General features: G+C 72.4%; 14 protein-coding genes and 1 tRNA gene. 13 read left to right on the top strand and 2 right to left on the bottom strand.

Going from position 1 to position 17,331, the window contains the following annotated elements; genetic code table 11:
* Positions 1–76: 76 nt before the first annotated feature.
* Positions 77–1,537 (top strand): HD domain-containing protein, encoded by a 1,461-nt coding sequence (locus tag ACQXVK_RS08085; protein WP_022906235.1) that lies wholly within the window; start codon positions 77–79, stop codon positions 1,535–1,537.
* A 76-nt stretch (positions 1,538–1,613) separates the two neighbouring features.
* Here the strand turns inward: ACQXVK_RS08085 and ACQXVK_RS08080 are convergent.
* Positions 1,614–1,699: transfer RNA gene (locus ACQXVK_RS08080), tRNA-Leu, on the bottom strand.
* Between the two features lie 162 nt (positions 1,700–1,861).
* On the opposite strand from ACQXVK_RS08080, the gene ACQXVK_RS08075 reads away from it, so the two are divergent.
* The 3 genes from ACQXVK_RS08075 to mshC are packed head-to-tail and all read left to right on the top strand — an operon-like array spanning position 1,862 to position 5,309.
* Positions 1,862–3,178 (top strand): M20/M25/M40 family metallo-hydrolase, encoded by a 1,317-nt coding sequence (locus ACQXVK_RS08075; protein ID WP_402262998.1) that lies wholly within the window; start codon positions 1,862–1,864, stop codon positions 3,176–3,178.
* Positions 3,179–3,237: 59 nt separating this feature from the next.
* Positions 3,238–4,068 carry an undecaprenyl-diphosphate phosphatase gene (locus ACQXVK_RS08070; protein WP_430853236.1) on the top strand — a complete coding sequence of 277 codons (831 nt, stop codon included), beginning with the start codon at positions 3,238–3,240 and terminating at the stop codon, positions 4,066–4,068.
* The gene (gene mshC, locus ACQXVK_RS08065) at positions 4,065–5,309 is read left to right on the top strand and encodes a cysteine--1-D-myo-inosityl 2-amino-2-deoxy-alpha-D-glucopyranoside ligase (protein ID WP_430853235.1); all 1,245 of its coding nucleotides are present in this window, start codon (positions 4,065–4,067) and stop codon (positions 5,307–5,309) included. Before ACQXVK_RS08070 ends, mshC begins: the two co-directional genes overlap by 4 nt.
* Positions 5,310–5,513: 204 nt before the next feature.
* Here the strand turns inward: mshC and ACQXVK_RS08060 are convergent, their stop codons facing one another.
* Positions 5,514–6,443: a proteasome assembly chaperone family protein gene (locus ACQXVK_RS08060; protein ID WP_031261723.1), complete on the bottom strand. Its 930-nt coding sequence runs from the start codon at positions 6,441–6,443 to the stop codon at positions 5,514–5,516.
* Positions 6,444–6,605: 162 nt separating this feature from the next.
* On the opposite strand from ACQXVK_RS08060, the gene ACQXVK_RS08055 reads away from it, so the two are divergent.
* The 9 genes from ACQXVK_RS08055 (at position 6,606) to ACQXVK_RS08015 (ending at position 17,301) form a co-directional block, all read left to right on the top strand.
* Positions 6,606–7,316 (top strand): HAD family hydrolase, encoded by a 711-nt coding sequence (locus ACQXVK_RS08055; protein ID WP_022906240.1) that lies wholly within the window; start codon positions 6,606–6,608, stop codon positions 7,314–7,316.
* The gene (locus ACQXVK_RS08050; RefSeq protein WP_022906241.1) at positions 7,313–8,395 is read left to right on the top strand and encodes a tRNA (adenine-N1)-methyltransferase; all 1,083 of its coding nucleotides are present in this window, start codon (positions 7,313–7,315) and stop codon (positions 8,393–8,395) included. Before ACQXVK_RS08055 ends, ACQXVK_RS08050 begins: the two co-directional genes overlap by 4 nt.
* Before the next feature lie 43 nt (positions 8,396–8,438).
* Entirely contained in the window at positions 8,439–9,368 is a 930-nt protein-coding gene (locus ACQXVK_RS08045; protein ID WP_430853234.1) for a hypothetical protein, read from the top strand.
* A 71-nt stretch (positions 9,369–9,439) separates the two neighbouring features.
* On the top strand, positions 9,440–10,471 hold the full coding sequence (locus tag ACQXVK_RS08040; RefSeq protein ID WP_416393429.1) for a helix-turn-helix transcriptional regulator: 1,032 nt from the start codon (positions 9,440–9,442) through the stop codon (positions 10,469–10,471).
* Positions 10,464–11,435 carry a helix-turn-helix transcriptional regulator gene (locus ACQXVK_RS08035; protein WP_430853233.1) on the top strand — a complete coding sequence of 324 codons (972 nt, stop codon included), beginning with the start codon at positions 10,464–10,466 and terminating at the stop codon, positions 11,433–11,435. The genes ACQXVK_RS08040 and ACQXVK_RS08035 overlap by 8 nt, the downstream gene beginning before the upstream one ends.
* A gap of 320 nt (positions 11,436–11,755) precedes the next feature.
* Positions 11,756–12,508, top strand: a complete 753-nt coding sequence (gene tatC / locus ACQXVK_RS08030; protein WP_402263809.1) for a twin-arginine translocase subunit TatC — start codon at positions 11,756–11,758, stop codon at positions 12,506–12,508.
* A complete protein-coding gene (locus ACQXVK_RS08025; protein WP_430853232.1) occupies positions 12,505–14,949 on the top strand; it encodes a DEAD/DEAH box helicase in 2,445 nt (814 codons plus the stop codon). The genes tatC and ACQXVK_RS08025 overlap by 4 nt, the downstream gene beginning before the upstream one ends.
* An 11-nt stretch (positions 14,950–14,960) precedes the next feature.
* Positions 14,961–16,706, top strand: coding sequence for an apolipoprotein N-acyltransferase (gene lnt / locus ACQXVK_RS08020; protein ID WP_430853231.1), 1,746 nt, complete (start codon positions 14,961–14,963; stop codon positions 16,704–16,706).
* Between the two features lie 244 nt (positions 16,707–16,950).
* Positions 16,951–17,301, top strand: a complete 351-nt coding sequence (locus ACQXVK_RS08015; protein ID WP_070419007.1) for an RNA polymerase-binding protein RbpA — start codon at positions 16,951–16,953, stop codon at positions 17,299–17,301.
* Positions 17,302–17,331 lie beyond the last annotated feature (30 nt).

Genomic DNA, 17,331 nt, shown 5'->3' with positions numbered 1-17,331 from the left:
GGTCGCGCCGACGCGCGTGGTGCGGCAGACTGACTCCCTCGGTGCCGCCGCACGGAGGTCCTGGAAGAGGCCGCACGTGACCACCACCATCTCCTGCCCCCGCTGCGGTGCCGCTCGCCTGCCCGCGGCCGTCCACCGGTGCCCCGGCCCCACGGACCCCGAGGACGCGCTCGGCGTGACCGGTGCCGTCGCCGCGCTCCTCGCCGTCCTCGGCAGCGTCGGCCGCGCGCTCCTCGTCGGCGGGGTGGTCCGTGACGCCGTGTTCCGCGAGACCGGGCGGTCGGGCACCGACCCCGAGCACGACGTCGACGTCGAGGTGCACGGCACCCAGACGGCTGCGGTGATGGACGCCCTCCGCGCGGCCGGGGCCGTCGTCGTCCTCGCCGGCACGCGGTTCGAGGTGCTCAAGGTGGTGTTCCTCGGCGTGCAGGCCGACGTCGCCGTGCTCCCGAGCGGCAGCGACGACGCGGCCCTCGTCCGGGCAGCCGCCCGTCGGGACTTCACCGTGAACGCGATCGCCTGGGACCCGGCGACGAACGAGTACGTCGACGCGTTCGGCGGGATCGAGGACGCCGCTCGGGGGATCCTCCGGCACACCTCGGAGCAGTTCGGCGACGATCCGCTGCGGGTGCTGCGGGCCGCCCAGCTCGCCGCGCGCTTCGACCTCAGCGTGCACCCCGCCACGGTCGCCGTCGCCCGCTCACTGGTGGACGCGTTCCCCGCCGTGGCACCGGAACGCACCTGGCCGGAGGTGCGCAAGGTGACCAGGGGCGACCACCCCTCGCGGGCCCTCGACGTCCTCCACGCCACGGGGTGGGAACGGCACTTCCCGGAGCTCGCCGCGGTCCGCGACGTGCCGCAGGACCCGCACTGGCACCCGGAGGGTCCGGTGCACGTGCACCTGGGGCTCGCAGCGGACGCCGCGGCGGCATCCTGCACGGCCGACGGGGTGACGGGGGAGGACCGGACGGTCGTCGTGCTCGCCGCGCTCCTGCACGACCTCGGCAAAGCAGGGGACGGCACGCAGCGGGTGCGGGGCGAGGACGGCACCGTCCGGATCCGGAGCCTCGGACACGAGGTCAGCGGTGCCCGTGCCGCGCGGTCACTGCTCCGCCGCATCGGTGCGCCGAGGGCCGTCGTCGACCGGGTGGTCCCCGCGATCCGGGAGCACATGGTGGCGCACTCGACGACGGGCGCGCCGCCGTCCGTCCCGGCCGTGAGACGACTCCGGCGCCGACTCGGCGGTCCGCTGTCGGCCGTGGAGGTCTGGGCACGGGTGTGCGAGGCGGACTCGCGGGGTCGTGGCCCGGCGTCGGGGCCGTCTCCGGCGTGGGCGTGGTTCGAGGTCGTGCTGGCCGACGAGGTGTCGGGGCCGCGGCCGCGCCTGGTGACGGGCCGCGACCTCATCGACGCGGGGCTCGTCCCGGGGCCGCGGTTCCGTGCGCTCCTCGACGCAGCGGCGGACGCGCAGGACGACGGGCGCTTCGTCGATGCGGAGGGTGCCGCGCGGTGGGTGCAGGAGGCGATCCGACACTGACCGCGGGTCCGTGTCGCCGCCGCGACCGGAACGGGAGAAGCCCCCTGGCCGGTGGCCAGGGGGCTTCTCCTTCGTGTGTCCGAGGGGGGACTTGAACCCCCACGCCCTAATACGGGCACTAGCACCTCAAGCTAGCGCGTCTACCATTTCCGCCACCCGGACAGGGTGTCTGGTGTCTGTTTCCCGGGTTTTCCCCGGCGTTCCTGCCGAGAGAAGACACTAGCACGGGTCTGAACGCGCGATGAACACGGCAACGCATCCCGGGCGCGTCCCGCTGTGACGCCGGGCACCGGGCACGTCGGACCAGACCGGTAGCGTGGGGCCATGACGAACCCGGAGGCCACGCCGACCGACCTCGAGGCCACCGCGGCGATCGCCCGCGACCTCATCCGCATCGACACGACGAACTGGGGCGAGGGGAAGTCCCGCGGCGAGACCGAGGCGGCGCACTACGTCGAGGCGGAGCTCCGAGCACTCGGACTCGAGCCGCAGCTCTTCGAGTCCGAGCCCGACCGGGTGAGCGTCGTGGCCCGGGTGCCCGGACGCGACCGCGACAAGCCCGCCCTGGTCGTGCACGGCCACCTCGACGTCGTGCCCGCGGACCCGGCGAACTGGTCCGTGGACCCGTTCGGCGGCGAGGTCCGTGACGGCATGCTCTGGGGTCGCGGCGCCGTGGACATGAAGAACATGGACGCGATGATGCTCACGTCGCTGTCGGACGTCATCGAGCGGCAGGGCGCACCCGAGCGGGACCTCGTGATCGCGTACTTCGCTGACGAGGAGGCCGGGGGCGTCCTCGGCTCCCACCACGTCGTCGAGCACCACCCCGAGGTGTTCCGGGGCGCGAACGCCGCCATCAGCGAGGTCGGCGGCTACTCGATCACGCTCGGCGACCGTCGTGCCTACCTGCTGCAGACGGGCGAGAAGGCGCTCATGTGGATCAAGCTCGTCGCGACGGGCACGGCGGCGCACGGCTCGCACGTCATCCACGACAACGCGGTCACGAAGCTCGCCGCCGCGGTCGCCCGGATCGGCAGCGAGGAGTGGCCCGTCCGGCTGTCGGCGACGACGGACGCGATGGTCGCCGAGGTCGCGCGGTTCCTCGGCGTGGACCCCACGGTGACCGGCCCGGACGAGGTGGCGCTCGCGACGGGCTCGGCCTCGCGGTTCATCCACGCGGCGCTCCACACGACGACGAACCCGACGGTGCTGACGGCCGGGTACAAGCACAACGTGATCCCGGACCGCGCCGAGGCCCTGGTCGACATCCGGTGCCTGCCCGGCGACGAGGACGCGGTGCTGGCGCGGGTGCGGGAGCTCGCGGGCGACGACGTCGAGGTGGTGATGTCCTTCCGCGACATCGGCCTCGAGCAGGACTTCGGCGGGCCGCTCGTCGACGCGGTGCGCGACGTCCTCGGCCGCCACGACCCCGGTGCCCCGGTGCTGCCGTACCTGCTCTCCGGCGGCACGGACAACAAGGCGCTCTCGACGCTCGGCATCGCCGGGTACGGGTTCGTCCCGCTCCAGCTGCCGGCCGGGGTGGACTTCCCGGCCATGTTCCACGGCGTGGACGAGCGGGTGCCGCTCGACGCGCTCGCGTTCGGTCGGCGGGTCCTCGGAGACCTCCTCGCCACGTACTGATACCGTGCGTGGTCGCCTCCGTGGCGGTGTCCTGACCGACTTCCCCGAAAGGCCCGTGCGTGCACATCCTCGAGGCGATCTTCCTCGGCTTCGTCCAGGGGCTCACCGAGTTCCTGCCGGTCTCGTCCAGCGCCCACCTGCGCATCGTCGGGCTGTTCCTGCCGGACGCGCAGGACCCGGGTGCGGCGTTCACCGCCGTGACGCAGCTCGGGACCGAGACCGCGGTGCTCATCTACTTCTGGAAGGACATCGCCCGGATCGTCGGCCGGTGGTTCCGCTCCGTCGTCCAGCGTGACGTCCCGAAGGGCGACCCGGACGTGCGCCTCGGCTGGCTGGTGATCCTCGGCACGATCCCGATCGGTGTCGCCGGGCTGCTGCTCAAGGACTCGATCGAGACCACCTTCCGGTCGCTCTGGATCGTCGCGATCGTGCTCATCGTCTTCGGCATCGTGCTGGGCGTCCTCGACGTCGTCGGCAAGAAGGTGCGCCGCCTCGAGCACATGACGTTCGGCGGCGGGATCCTGATCGGCCTGGCGCAGATGCTCGCGCTCGTGCCGGGGGTGTCGCGCTCGGGGGCGACGGTGTCGATGGGGCTCGCGCTCGGATACACCCGCCCGGCAGCCGCCCGGTTCGCGTTCCTGCTCGCCGTGCCCGCCGTGTTCCTCTCCGGGCTGTACGAGGCGGCGACGAGCCTCGGGGACACCGGAGCGCCCTTCGGCGTCGTCGACACGCTCATCGCGACCGTCGTCGCGTTCGTCGTCGGTTTCGTCGTCATCGCCGCGTTCATGAACTACATCAGCAAGCGCAGCTTCATGCCGTTCGTCGTCTACCGCATCGCACTCGGTATCGTTCTCATCGTGTTGTTGTCGCTCGGAGTGATCCAGCCGTGAGGGCCTGGCAGGTCCCGTCCGTCCCCGACGTCCCGGGCTCCGCGCCCCGCCCGGTCGTGCACGACACGGCGAGCGGCAAGCCCGTCGACCCGACCGGCGGCGAGGAGCGGGCGGCGCTCTACGTCTGCGGCATCACCCCGTACGACGCGACCCACCTCGGCCACGCCGCGACCTACCTGGCGTTCGACACGCTCGGACGCGTGTGGCGCGACGCCGGGCTCGAGGTCGAGTACGCCCAGAACACGACCGACGTCGACGACCCGCTCCTCGAACGCGCCGCCCGTGACGGTGTCGACTGGCGGGACCTCGCCGCGTCGCAGATCGACCTGTTCCGGCGTGACATGGAGGCGCTGCGCATCCTGCCGCCGGACGACTACGTGGCTGTCACCGACGAGGTCGAGCGCGTCGCAGCGGCCGTGGCGTTCCTGCAGGAGACCGGCTACGCCTACGACGTGCCGACCGACGACTCCGACGGCGACGACGTCTACTTCGACGTGAACCGTCCGACCGAGTCGTGGACCCTCGGCGACGAGAGCCGGCTCGACCGCGAGACGATGCTCGCCCTGTCGGCCGAGAGGGGCGGCGATCCCGACCGCCCGGGCAAGCGCGATCCGCTCGACCCACTGCTCTGGCGTGCCGCCCGCGACGGCGAACCGAGCTGGGACACCGAGCTCGGCCCCGGTCGTCCGGGGTGGCACATCGAGTGCAGCGTGATCGCTGGCGACAAGCTCGGCCTGCCGATCAGCGTGCAGGGCGGCGGCAGCGACCTCGTCTTCCCGCACCACGAGATGAGCGCGGGGCACGCCGCGGCCCTCGCGCACCAGCCGTTGGCACGCGCGTACGTGCACACCGGGATGATCGCCTACCAGGGCGAGAAGATCTCGAAGTCGCTCGGCAACCTCGTGACCGTCCGCGGGCTGCTCGACGACGGCGCCGACCCCCGCGCGATCCGGCTCGCGCTGCTGTCGCACAAGTACTCGGACGACTGGGAGTGGTTCGACGCCGAGCTCACGAGCGCGACGACGCGTCTGGCGACCTGGGACGCGTGGGCGTCCGGCAGCGATGCCGGACACGCCGACGACGCGGCCGACGTCGTCGCGCGCGTCCGGGCCCGTGTCGCGGACGACCTCGACACGCCCGGTGCCGTCGCGGCGGTGGACACCGCCATCGCCGGCGGGACGGCGGTCACGCCGGAGCTCGTCGACCTCGTCGACGCGCTCCTCGGCATCCGCCTGGGCTGACCTCGAGGCCGCAACAGCGGAATCGAGCGGGCAGGACGCGCCGCTCGGATTCGCCGAAAGGGCGGAACGGGCCGGATCCGCGTGCTGAGCGTGACGGACCGCGCCCGTTCGGTGCGCGGCCGCGCGCCCGGAACGTCCCCAACGGACGGACGGGAGGGACGGTGCCAGCTGGCTCCGCGCCTCCCGTCCGTCCGTTGGTCACGTCTACTGCGCCGGAGGCGGCGGGCGGAAGCCCTCGCCGCCGGCGGTACCGCCGTCCTTGCCGTCCTTGCGCTCGCGACGGCGCAGGTACTGCTCGAACTCCTGCGCGATGGCGTCGCCCGAGGCCTCGGGGGAGTCGACCGTGTCGCGCGCCTGCTCGAGCTGGCCGATGTAGGACGCCATGTCCTCGTCGTCGGCCGCGAGGGCGTCGATGCCCTCCTCCCACTCGGTGGCGTCGTCGAGCAGCGATCCCCGCGGGACGGTGACGTCGGTGAGCTCCTCGATCTTGTCGAGCAGCGACAGCGTGGCCTTCGGCGACGGCGAGTTGTGCACGTAGTGCGGCACCGAGGCCCAGAGCGACAGCGTGGTGAGCCCGGCGGTGTCCATGGCGTCGGCGAGGACGCCGAGGATGCCGGTCGGCCCCTCGTAGGACGAACGGTCGACGTCGAACGCGGCACGGACGCCGGCGTTCTCGCTCGACACGAAGACGGAGATGGGCCGGGTGTGCGGGACGTCGGCGAGCATCGCACCGACGAAGACGACCGCGTCGATCGAGTACACGTCGGCGAGGTCGATGATCTCGGCGCAGAAGCCGCGCCAGGTGCGCGAGGGCTCCGGGCCGACGAGCACGAACACGTCGCGCTCGGACGGGGAGCCGGTGGCGCCGATCACGGGTCGGCCCTCGGCGCCGGGGCCGTGCAGGACGATCCGCGGCCACTGGATGCCGCGCCCGCCGTTCTCGTCCGTGCCGACGTTCGGCCGGTTGAACTGGTAGTCGACGTACCGCTCGCCGTCGAGCTCACGCAGCTCGTCGAGCTCGAGCGACTCGACGATGCGCCTGGCGAGACCGCTCGCCGCTTCTCCGGCGTCGTTCCAGCCCTCGAAGGCGACGACGAGCAGTCGACCGTCGCTGAAGGGGGAGTGCTGTGGCACGGACGGGACCTCCTGGTGGTGGAGCGGGGCGAGCGCGGTGCGGGACCGCCCTCGGCCGGACACGAATCGCAGCAACAAGGATAGGGCCGCTCGACCGCAGTGCGTCCATGCGTCCGCGGTGAGCGGAAAGCGGGTCCGGCCGCCCCGGTAGACTCGTCGCCCGTGACCGCCCAGCACCCCGACCGAGTCCTGCCCGCAGCCGTGCTGTGGGACATGGACGGCACGATCATCGACACCGAGCCCATCTGGCAGCAGTCCCAGGTCGAGCTGACGGCGCGGTACGGCGCCGAGTGGACCCACGAGGACGGACTGTCCCTCGTCGGCAGCGGTCTCGAGCGCTCCGGCGAGCTCCTCCGCGACAAGGGCGTCGACATGGAGGTCGAGGAGATCATCCAGTGGATGACCGACTACGTCATGGAGCGACTGCGCGACGGCGAACTGCCGTGGCGACCGGGCGCCCGAGAACTCATCGAGGGGCTGCACGACCGCGGCATCCCGACCGCGCTCGTGACGATGTCCCGCCGCAAGATGGCGCTCGTCGCCGCTGAGGCGATCGGCGACCGCGGCTTCCGTGTGGTGGTCGCCGGTGACGACGTCGAGCGGCCGAAGCCGTACCCGGACGCCTACCTCTCCGCCGCGGCCCAGCTCGGCGTCGACGCCACCGCCTGCATCGCGATCGAGGACTCCGCCACCGGCGTCGCCTCGGCCGTGGCCTCCGGCGCGGTGACGGTCGCCGTCGAGCACATCGTGCCGCTGTCGGACATCACGGGCGGCGACGTCCACCTGACCACCCTCGCGGACGTCGACGTCGACCGGCTCGTCGAGCTGACCGGCCCGGCCCTCGCCGCCCGCACCCAGGAGGTCGCGCGATGACCGACGCCGTCCCGAACCCGACCGAACACCTCCCGCACACCGCCGGGGGAGCGCCGCACACCCCGCCGCGCGGACCCTTCCGCGCCGGTGACCGCGTGCAGCTGACCGGCCCCAAGGGCAAGCTCACGACCCTGTCGCTCGAGGTCGCCGGTGAGTACCACACGCACCGCGGCGTGCTCCGGCACGACGACGTCATCGGGCAGCCCGACGGCTCGGTGATCCGTGCGAGCACCGGCGACGAGTACCTGGCGCTCCGCCCGCTCCTCAACGACTACGTGATGTCGATGCCCCGCGGTGCGGCGATCGTCTACCCGAAGGACGCGGCCCAGATCGTCGCGTTCGCCGACGTCTTCCCCGGCGCCCGCGTGGTCGAGGCCGGTGTCGGCTCGGGGGCGCTCTCGCTCTTCCTGCTCCGGGCGATCGGCCCGACCGGGCAGCTGCGGTCGTTCGAGCGTCGCGAGGAGTTCGCGGCCATCGCCAGGGGCAACGTCGGCACCTTCCTCGGTGCCGTCCCAGACAACTGGTCGGTCACCGTCGGCGACCTCGTCGAGGAACTGCCGGGCGCCGTCGACGAGCAGAGTGTCGACCGGGTCGTCCTCGACATGCTCGCGCCGTGGGAGTGCGTCGACGCCGCGGCCGACGCCCTCGTCCCCGGCGGCCTCATCGTCTGCTACGTCGCAACCGTCACGCAGTTGTCCCGCACCGCCGAGGCGCTCCGGGACACCGGTCGGTTCACGGACCCCCAGTCGAGCGAGACGCTCGTGCGCACCTGGCACGTCGAGGGCCTCGCGGTCCGACCCGACCACCGCATGGTGGGGCACACCGGGTTCCTCGTGACGGCACGCCGGCTGGCGGACGGCGTCGTGCTCCCCAACCTGAAGCGTCGCGCAGGCAAGGCCGAGTTCTCCGACGAGGACGTCGAGGCCTGGACCCCCGGCGCGGTCGGCGAGCGGTCGGCCAGCGACAAGAAGCTCCGCAAGGTCGCGCGGCAGGCGGCGGCGCAGGCCCGCAAGGTCGCCGCTGCCGAGGCCGGCCCCGCAACGTCCGACGCGGACGGCCCTGCTGAGGACGACCGGTAGGCTACGCGTCGTGCCCGTCCTGCATCGAACGGAAAGAGGGTCCGTGCGCACCATCCCCGCACTCCTGGTCACCATCGGCCTCGCCGCAGCACTCACCGGGTGCGCGGCGAGCGGGGCCGGTTCCACGCCGTCGAGCTGTGCCGCTCCCGGCGCCGCGTCCGAGGCGGTCACCGCGACGGGTGCGTTCGGCAAGGAGCCGAAGGTCAGCGTCCCGAGCGGCCTCACCACGAAGGGCACGCAGGTCTCGGTCCTGAAGACGGGCGACGGACGCGAGATCGAGGACGGCACGCCGGTCCTCATCGAGTACACGCTCGTCGACGGTTCGACCGGCGAGGTCGCGCAGACCAGCGGGTACTCCGGCCAGACGGCCCCGATCACGGCCGGCGCCGACAACTACGGTGCCCTCGGTGCCTCGCTCGAGTGCGCGCACGTTGGGGACCGCCTCGCCGTCGCCCTGCCGAAGAGCGCGCTCAACTCGTCCACGACCGGCGAGACCGGCACGACCTCCGGCAAGACCGAGGACGCCGTCATCGCGGTCATCGACGTCAAGCGCGCCTACGACGCCCGCGCCACCGGCACCCCGCAGCTCGCCGGCGACGGCATGCCCGCCGTCGTGCTCGCACCCTCCGGTGCCCCCGGCATCACGATCCCGTCGTGGAGCGCGCCGTCCTCGGACGAGACGCACCTGCTCCGCAAGGGCAGCGGCGCCGTGCTCACCGAGAAGGACACCGCCCTCATCAAGTACACCGCCGTGTCCTGGGGCACGGACGGCGCCGACTCGTCGGTCGCCGGTTCGAGCTGGACCGACGGGTCGGGCGCGCAGAGCGTCCCGCTCGCCAAGGGCCAGGTGCAGGAGGGCGTCCGGAACGCCATCGTCGGCCACCGCGTCGGCGACCAGGTCCTCGCGATCGTGCACCAGCAGGGACAGGCGTACGCGTACGTGATCGACGTCCTCGGGAAGGTCTCGGCCTGACCTTCCCGGACCGTCCACCGACCGCGGCGCGGGTGCACTCCGGTGCACCCGCGCTGCCGTAGGATCGGCTCGTGCCAGCGACCCGTGTGCCCCGAGTGCCTGCCGAGGAACGGCTCTTCAGCCTGGTGCTCGCGCTGCTCTCGACGGAGTCCGGGCTGACGAAGTCCGAGATCCTGGCGAACGTCCAGGGCTACCGGCAGCGGTTCACGACGGGCGGCGACAACGCCTCGCTCGAGCGACAGTTCGAGCGCGACAAGGACGACGTCCGCGAGCTCGGCATCCCGCTCGAGACGATCGAGACGCCCGGGGCGGCCGGCAACAACCAGACGCTCCGGTACCGGATCCCGAAGGGCGAGTACGACCTGCCGGTCGACGTCCGCTTCACGCCGGACGAGTCGGCGCTGCTGTCGCTCGCGGCGATGGCCTGGCGCGAGGGCGCGCTGTCCGCCGACTCCCGTCGTGGCCTCCTCAAGGTCCGCTCCGCCGGGTCCGAGGACGACGCGGCCGGGGCCATCGGCGTCGACGCGTACGCCCCGCGGCTCCGCGCCCGCGACGTCGCGTTCGAACCGCTGCGCTCGGCGCTCGACCGGGCCGCGGCGGTCCGGTTCGACTACATCACGCCCGGTCAGCACGAACCCCGTCGTCGGGAGGTCGCGCCGCTCGCCCTCGTCCAGCACGGCGGCCGGTGGATGCTCGCCGCACACGAGTTCGCGACGGGCAGCGAGAAGAACTACCTCCTGGCCCGGATCGTCGGCCCCGTCACGCAGTTCGAGGTCGGACGGCACCCGGCTCCGGCCGGCGCCGGCGAACGCGCCCTGGCCGAACTCGAACGGGTCTGGGCGGCCCGCACCGCACGGATCCGCGTCGCACCGGGGTCCGACGCCGCGCGCCGGCTCGCGCGACGTCGCGACACCGAGACCGACGACGACGGCGTCCTCGTGCTGCACCACGTCGACCCGCAGATCCTCGCCGAGGAGCTCGCCGCGTTCGGCCCCGAGGTCCGTGTGCTCGAGCCGGAGGACCTGCGCGACCGGGTGACCGCGCGCCTGACGGCCCTCGTGGCCGACCACACCGACGACCACGACGGGAGCACCCGTGGCTGAGCAGCAACCGCTCCAGGCACAGGACAAGCTCGCGTTCCTGCTCGCCCTCGTGCCCTACCTGATCGACCGCGAGCGGGTCTCCGTCGCCGAGGCCGCGCGGCACTTCGGTGTGCCCGAGACCCGGATCCGCCGCGCCGTCGAGCTCATCGCGGTGTCCGGCGTCCCCGGCGAGACCATGCAGTACCAGCACGGCGACCTGTTCGACATCGCCTGGGACGACTTCGACCAGAACGACATGATCGTGCTGACGAACCTCGTCGCGATCGACGACTCGCCCCGGCTCTCGGCGCGTGAGGCGTCGGCGCTCATCGCCGGGCTGCAGTACCTCTCCGCCCTGCCCGAGGCCGCCGACCGCGACGCGATCCGGGCCCTCATGGCGAAGCTCTCCCGCGGCGCCGGTGGTGCGGCGGCGAACGTGACGGTCGGACAGGACCTGCACGACGTCGCCCTCGCGACCATCCGTCGCGCGACGGCAGACTGCCGAGGCCTCGTCTTCGACTACGCCGGACCCCGCACGCGGGGGAGCACCCGCCGGGTGGACGCGCTGCGCGTGGAGTCGATCGACACCGACTGGTACCTGCGGGCGTGGGACCTCGACCGACAGGCCCTCCGGACGTTCCGCCTGGACCGGATGTCCGGCGTGCGGGTCGACGACCGTCCGGCCGAGAAGTCCATCGACGACGTCGTGATCCCGGACACGCTGTTCCAGCAGTCGGCGGAGGACGTGATCGTCACGGTCGAGCTCGACTCGTCGTCGTTGCCGCTCGTGGCCGACTTCCTCGCGGACACGGCCGACGCGCCGGACACCGACGGCCGGGTGCGCATCCGACTGGCCGCGTCGAACGGGTTCGACGGCGTCGTGCGGCTCGTCGCCGGGCTGCCCGGTCGCGCGGTCGTGCTCGACCCGCCGGCCGCGCGCGCCGCGGTCCGCGACTTCGCCGCCGCGGCCCTCGCCGCCGACTGAGGCGCGCTCCCGCTGCGCTGCGCGTCAGCGCGCCGACCCGGGCTCGGGTCGCTCCCGGGCGTCGGCCCCGCCGCAGACGCGCCCACCGACGGGACGGGAGGCGCGGTGCCAGCCCGCACCGCGCCTCCCGTACGCCGCCCCCTGCGCCGTGACCCGCCACCGCGGGCCGCCCCTGTCGCTTGAGTCCGTGACCCACCTGTGCGATCGCACGTCGCGGTCGACTGTCGGTCCCGACCCCGTAGGATCGAGGCATGGCTTCGACGACCGCGCGCGGGCGAGCGAGGCGGACCGGGCGTCCGACGAAGGACGCCGAAGGCCGCATGTCGCTCGGGCAGCACCTCATCGAGCTGCGCAACCGACTGTTCCGCGCCGTGATCGCGATCGTCGTCGCCGCGGTCGGCGGGTGGTTCCTCACCCCGTTCGTGCTCGACGCGCTGCGGTCCCCGGTCTCCCAGCTCGCCAAGGTCGGCGGGCACACGGCCGAACTGAACTTCCCGATGATCACGGGCGCCTTCGACCTGAAGCTGCAGATCGCGATCACCATCGGCATCGTCATCGCGAGCCCGGTGTGGCTGTACCAGATCTGGGCGTTCATCGTCCCGGCTTTGGTCCGCCGCGAGAAGCAGTACGTCTGGGGCTTCCTCGGCACCGCGATCCCGCTGTTCTTCGCCGGCTGCTGGTTCGGGTGGTACATCCTGCCGCACGTGGTCGGCATCCTCGGCAGCTTCGTGTCGAGCCAGGACACCTCGATCGTGGACGCCAAGGCCTACTACGACTTCGTCATCAAGCTCATCGTCGCCGTCGGCATCGCGTTCGTCCTGCCGGTCTTCCTGGTGCTGCTGAACTTCGTCGGCGTACTGTCCGCGGCGTCGATCATGAAGTCGTGGCGCGTCGCGATCCTCTGCATCCTGGTCTTCTGCGCCATCGTGACGCCGAGCGCCGACGTCATCTCGATGTTCCTGCTCGCCGTGCCGATGATCGTGCTGTACGTCGCCGCGTGCGCCGTGGCCTGGGTCCACGACCGCCGGGTGGCGAAGCGCCAGGCGAAGCTCGACGAAGAGTACGGACTGTGAGCACGACGGAACCCAGCGCTGCCGAACGGTTCCGGGCGGCGAAGGTCCGGAACCGGTCCCGCAACCTCGAACTGTTCCGCACCGACCTCCGGTTCGACCTCGACCCGTTCCAGTTCGCCGCGTGCGACGCGCTCGACCAGGGGCGCAGCGTGCTCGTGGCCGCGCCGACCGGTGCCGGCAAGACCGTCGTGGCCGAGTTCGCGATCTGGCTGGCGATGCGGCAGCCCTCGGCGAAGGTCTTCTACACGACGCCGATGAAGGCGCTGAGCAACCAGAAGTACGCCGAGCTCGTCGACGTCTACGGCGAGTCCGAGGTCGGGCTGCTCACCGGCGACACGAACGTGAACCCGCGGGCGCGCGTCGTCGTGATGACGACCGAGGTCCTGCGGAACATGATCTACGCGGACTCCGACCTGCTCGACGACCTCGCGTGGGTGGTCCTCGACGAGGTGCACTACCTCGCCGACCGGTTCCGCGGTGCCGTGTGGGAAGAGGTGATCCTGCACCTCCCGACCGAGGTCCGTCTCGTCTCGCTGAGCGCCACGGTGTCCAACGCCGAGGAGTTCGGCGACTGGTTGCAGACCGTCCGCGGCGACACCGACGTCATCGTCTCCGAGGACCGGCCGGTCCCGCTCGAGCAGCACGTGCTCGTCGGTTCGAAGATGGTCGACCTGTTCGACTCGAGCGGTGCCGCGGCGACGAACCGGGTCAACCCGGAGCTCCTGCGCCTCGTCGGCGGAGCCTCCCGCAGCGAGCGACACGGCGGTGGACACCGCGGTGGCCGCGGGCGTGGCGGCTACCACGACCGTCGCGGGCCCCGCACCGAGAAGCTCCACCGCGAGCGCATCGCGCACATGCTCGACGAGCGGATGCTGCTGCCGGCGATCTTCTTCGTCTTCAGTCGCAACGGGTGCGACCAGGGCGTCCGCAACGTCCTGCGCTCCGGCCTGTCGCTGACGACGGCCCAGGAACGCAACGAGATCCGCGAGACGGCGGAGTACCACTGCCGCACGCTCCTCGACGAGGACCTCGCCGTCCTCGGCTACTGGGAGTGGCTCGAGGGGCTCGAGCGCGGGGTCGCCGCACACCACGCCGGCCTGCTGCCCGCCTTCAAGGAGGTGGTCGAGGACCTCTTCCAGCGCAAGCTCCTCAAGGTCGTCTTCGCGACCGAGACCCTGGCGCTCGGGGTGAACATGCCGGCCCGCACGGTGGTCCTCGAGAAGCTCGAGAAGTTCAACGGCGAGGCCCGTGTGCCGATCACGCCGGGGGAGTACACGCAGCTGACCGGTCGTGCCGGCCGCCGCGGCATCGACGTCGAGGGGCACTCGGTCATCCAGTGGTCGGACGGCCTCGACCCGCAGGGCGTCGCCTCACTCGCCAGTCGTCGGACCTACCCGCTCAACTCCTCGTTCAAGCCGACGTACAACATGGCCGTCAACCTGATCGACCAGTTCGGACGGCAGCGCACGCGCGAGGTCCTCGAGACCTCGTTCGCCCAGTTCCAGGCCGACCGGTCCGTCGTCGACCTGGCCCGCAAGGTCCGGTCGCAGCAGGAGTCGCTCGACGGCTACCAGCAGGCGATGCAGTGCCACCTCGGGGACTTCACCGAGTACGCGGCCCTGCGCCGGGAGCTCTCCGACCTCGAGCGGACGAACGTCCCCGGCGGTCGCGAGGCTTCGCACGGCGCCCGGGCCGAGCGCCAAGCGGCCATCACCGACGTCCGGCGACGGATGCAGCGGCACCCGTGCCACGCGTGCCCCGACCGTGAGGCGCACGCGCGCTGGTCCGAGCGCTGGTACAAGCTCAAGCGCGCCAACGACAAGCTCGTGCAGCAGATCCGGTCCCGCACCGGTGCGGTCGCGACCACCTTCGACCGGGTCACGAACGTGCTGCTCCAGCTCGGCTACCTGGTCGACACCGGCAACGGCGAGGCCACGGTCGCCGCGGGCGGGCGACGCCTGCAGCGGATCTACGGGGAGCGCGACCTGCTCGTCGCCGAGTGCCTCGAAGCCGGTGTCTGGAAGGACCTCACCCCGGCGCAGCTCGCCGCCATGGCCGCCACGATCGTCTACCAGCCCCGCCGCGAGGACGCTCCCGGCACCGAGCACGCCCTGCCCCGCGGTGCGTTCCGGCCCGCGCTCGACGAGACCCTGACGATCTGGTCGCGCCTCGACGACATCGAGCGGGACGCCCGTCTCGCCGGGTCGCAGCCGCCGACCCCGGCCGCCGCGGTCGGCATGTTCCGCTGGGCGTCGGGCTCCGCGCTCGACGACGTGCTCCGCACGCTCGACCTGCCGGCCGGTGACTTCGTGCGCTGGTCGAAGCAGGTCATCGACCTGCTCGACCAGATCCGGAACGCCGGCGACGGCGACCTCGCCCAGACCGCGCGGCGGGCGACGGACGCGGTGCGCCGCGGCATCGTCGCCTACGCGGCGGTCTGACAGGAGGCACGGTGCCGGTTCCCGAGTCCGACGTGCGCCCGCAGGGCGACGGGTCCACTGCCCCCGGTGGCACGTCCGGTGGCGCGTCCGCGACCGCCGGTCCTGCGTCCGCGACCGCCGGTCCTGCGTCCGCGACCGCCGGTCCTGCGTCCGCGACCTCCCGTGGCGCGTCCGCCGGGGTCGGTCGCGGCGCCGCAGCGCTTCCTCCGGCGGGCCGTCGGCCGGACTTCGCCGCCCTCCCGCTCGCGCAGGCGTTCCCGCTCGCCGTGATCGGCGGCGTGCTCTTCGCACTCGCCTTCCCCTCGCCGGGCTGGTGGTTCCTCGCCTACCCGGCACTCGCGTGCATGCTGCTCGCCGCGATGGGCCAGCGCGCCCGGCGTGCGGCGTGGCTCGGCTACGTTGCCGGAGCGGCCTTCTGGATCCCCGCGATCTCGTGGGCCGGCCGCTACCTGGGGCCGGTGCCGTGGTTCGCGCTCGCGCTGTTCGAAGCCGCCTTCTTCGCACTCGGCAGCGTCGCGATCGCCCTTGCGTACCGCTGGGTCGCGCGCGTCCTGCCGTCGACCGCCGGACGCGTGTGGGGCCTCCCGGCCGTCGTCGCCGCACTCTGGACCGGACGCGAGTGGTTCTCGGGGAGCTGGCCCTACGGCGGCTTCGCCTGGGGACGCGTCGGCCTCTCGCAGTCGCAGGGCCCGTTCACGCACCTGGCCGCCTACGTCGGCGTCCTCGGCGTGACGTTCGTCGTCGTGTACTGCGTCGCCGTCGTCCTGTCGCTCGCGCTCGTCACGCCCAGGGGCCCGGGTCGCCCGGTCCGCGTCCCGTTCAGGGTGGCGACCGCCGGGCTGCTCGTCGCGGCGGTGCTCGCCGTGCCCGCGTGGCCGACCGCGGTCGACGGCACGATCCGGATCGAGTCCGTGCAGGGGAACGGTCCGGCCGGGTACTTCGACCGGGCGGCTCCGGGCGCGGTGCTGAGCGCGCAGGTCGCGGCGACCGACGTCGACGCGAAGGGCGTCGACCTGGTGGTGTGGCCCGAGGGCTCCGCCGAGTTCGACCCGCGGCAGCAGCCTGTGATCGCATCCGCGCTCGACCAGGTCGTCGACGGCGTCGGTGCGCCGATCGTCGCCGGCGCGATCACGCAGACGCCCTCCGGGGTCCTGCACAACACCTCGTTCGTGTGGACGAAGGACGGCTGGCAGTCGTCCTACGACAAGAAGCGTCCGGTGCCCTTCGGTGAGTACGTGCCCGACCGGTGGTTCTTCTCGAAGCTCGCGCCGTCGCTCATCGGGCTGCTGCAGCGTGACTACACCCCGGGGACGAAGCCGAACGTCCTGTCCGTCGCCGGGATCAAGGCCGGGATCGCGATCTGCTTCGACATCGTCGACGACGGTCTCGCCACCGACATGGCGCGCGGGGGAGCGCAGGTCATCCTCGCGCAGACGAACAACGCGGACTTCGACGGCACCGACGAGAACCTGCAGCAGCTCGAGATCGCCCGGATGCGGGCGATCGAGACGGGGCGGTCGCTCGTGAACATCTCGACCGTCGGGGCGTCGCAGGTCATCGACCCGACCGGTCGCACGATCGACCGGGTGCCCGCCTACACCGCGACGTCCATGGTGACGGACGTGCCGCTCGGGACCTCGACGACGCCGGCGACCCTCGCATCGGGGTCGATCGCGCTCGTGCTCTCGCTCGGCGGGCTGCTCGTCCTGCTCGCCTGCGCCCCGTGGAGTCGGCGCCGGGCTACGCGTCGCGCCTGAGCCGACCAGTCGCGGTGGCCCGCCGTGGCGGTCCCGACCCGCCGCGGGGGCTCGCCGCGTCTGAGCCGACCAGTCGCGGGGCACGCCGTGGCCGTGGCGAGCTGCAGCAGCGGCTCGCTGGCTGTCCGGTGGGAATCCGGTTGCCGAGCCCCGGCACTGGGAGAGGACTGTGAATGCGCCGGTCCGGGAGTGCAGGCGCGTGGGACAGTGTTGTGCAGGGCAGACGAGCGAGAGGAGCACACACATGGCTGATCGGAGTCTCCGCGGCATGCGGCTCGGGAGTCAGAGTCTCCAGAGCGAAGAGGGCGTCGAGCTCTCGGACCGCAAGCGAGCGGTCTACCAGACGGAATCGGGGGAGACGTTCGACATCGTCTTCTCGGCGGATGCGGACGTGCCCCAGACGTGGTCGGAGCCCCGCTCCGGACGTGAAGGACGACTCCTCGGTGACGACGGCATCCCCGTCGAGGTCGCCGAAGAGGACGTCAAGGCCCCCAGGACCCACTGGGACATGCTGCTCGAACGCCGTTCGCGCGAGGAACTCGAGGAGCTCCTGCAGGAGCGCCTGCAGTTCCTGCGTGCTCGACGCGGCGCCTGACACCGCACTCGGACACGACGACGCCCGCCC

Origin of the sequence: Curtobacterium sp. AB451 (assembly GCF_050585845.1) — a bacterium.
In the GTDB taxonomy this organism is placed as follows: Bacteria; Actinomycetota; Actinomycetes; order Actinomycetales; family Microbacteriaceae; genus Curtobacterium.
The sequence above is the reverse complement of the archived record's forward strand: the minus strand, read 5'-3'. Positions and strand labels throughout refer to the sequence as shown.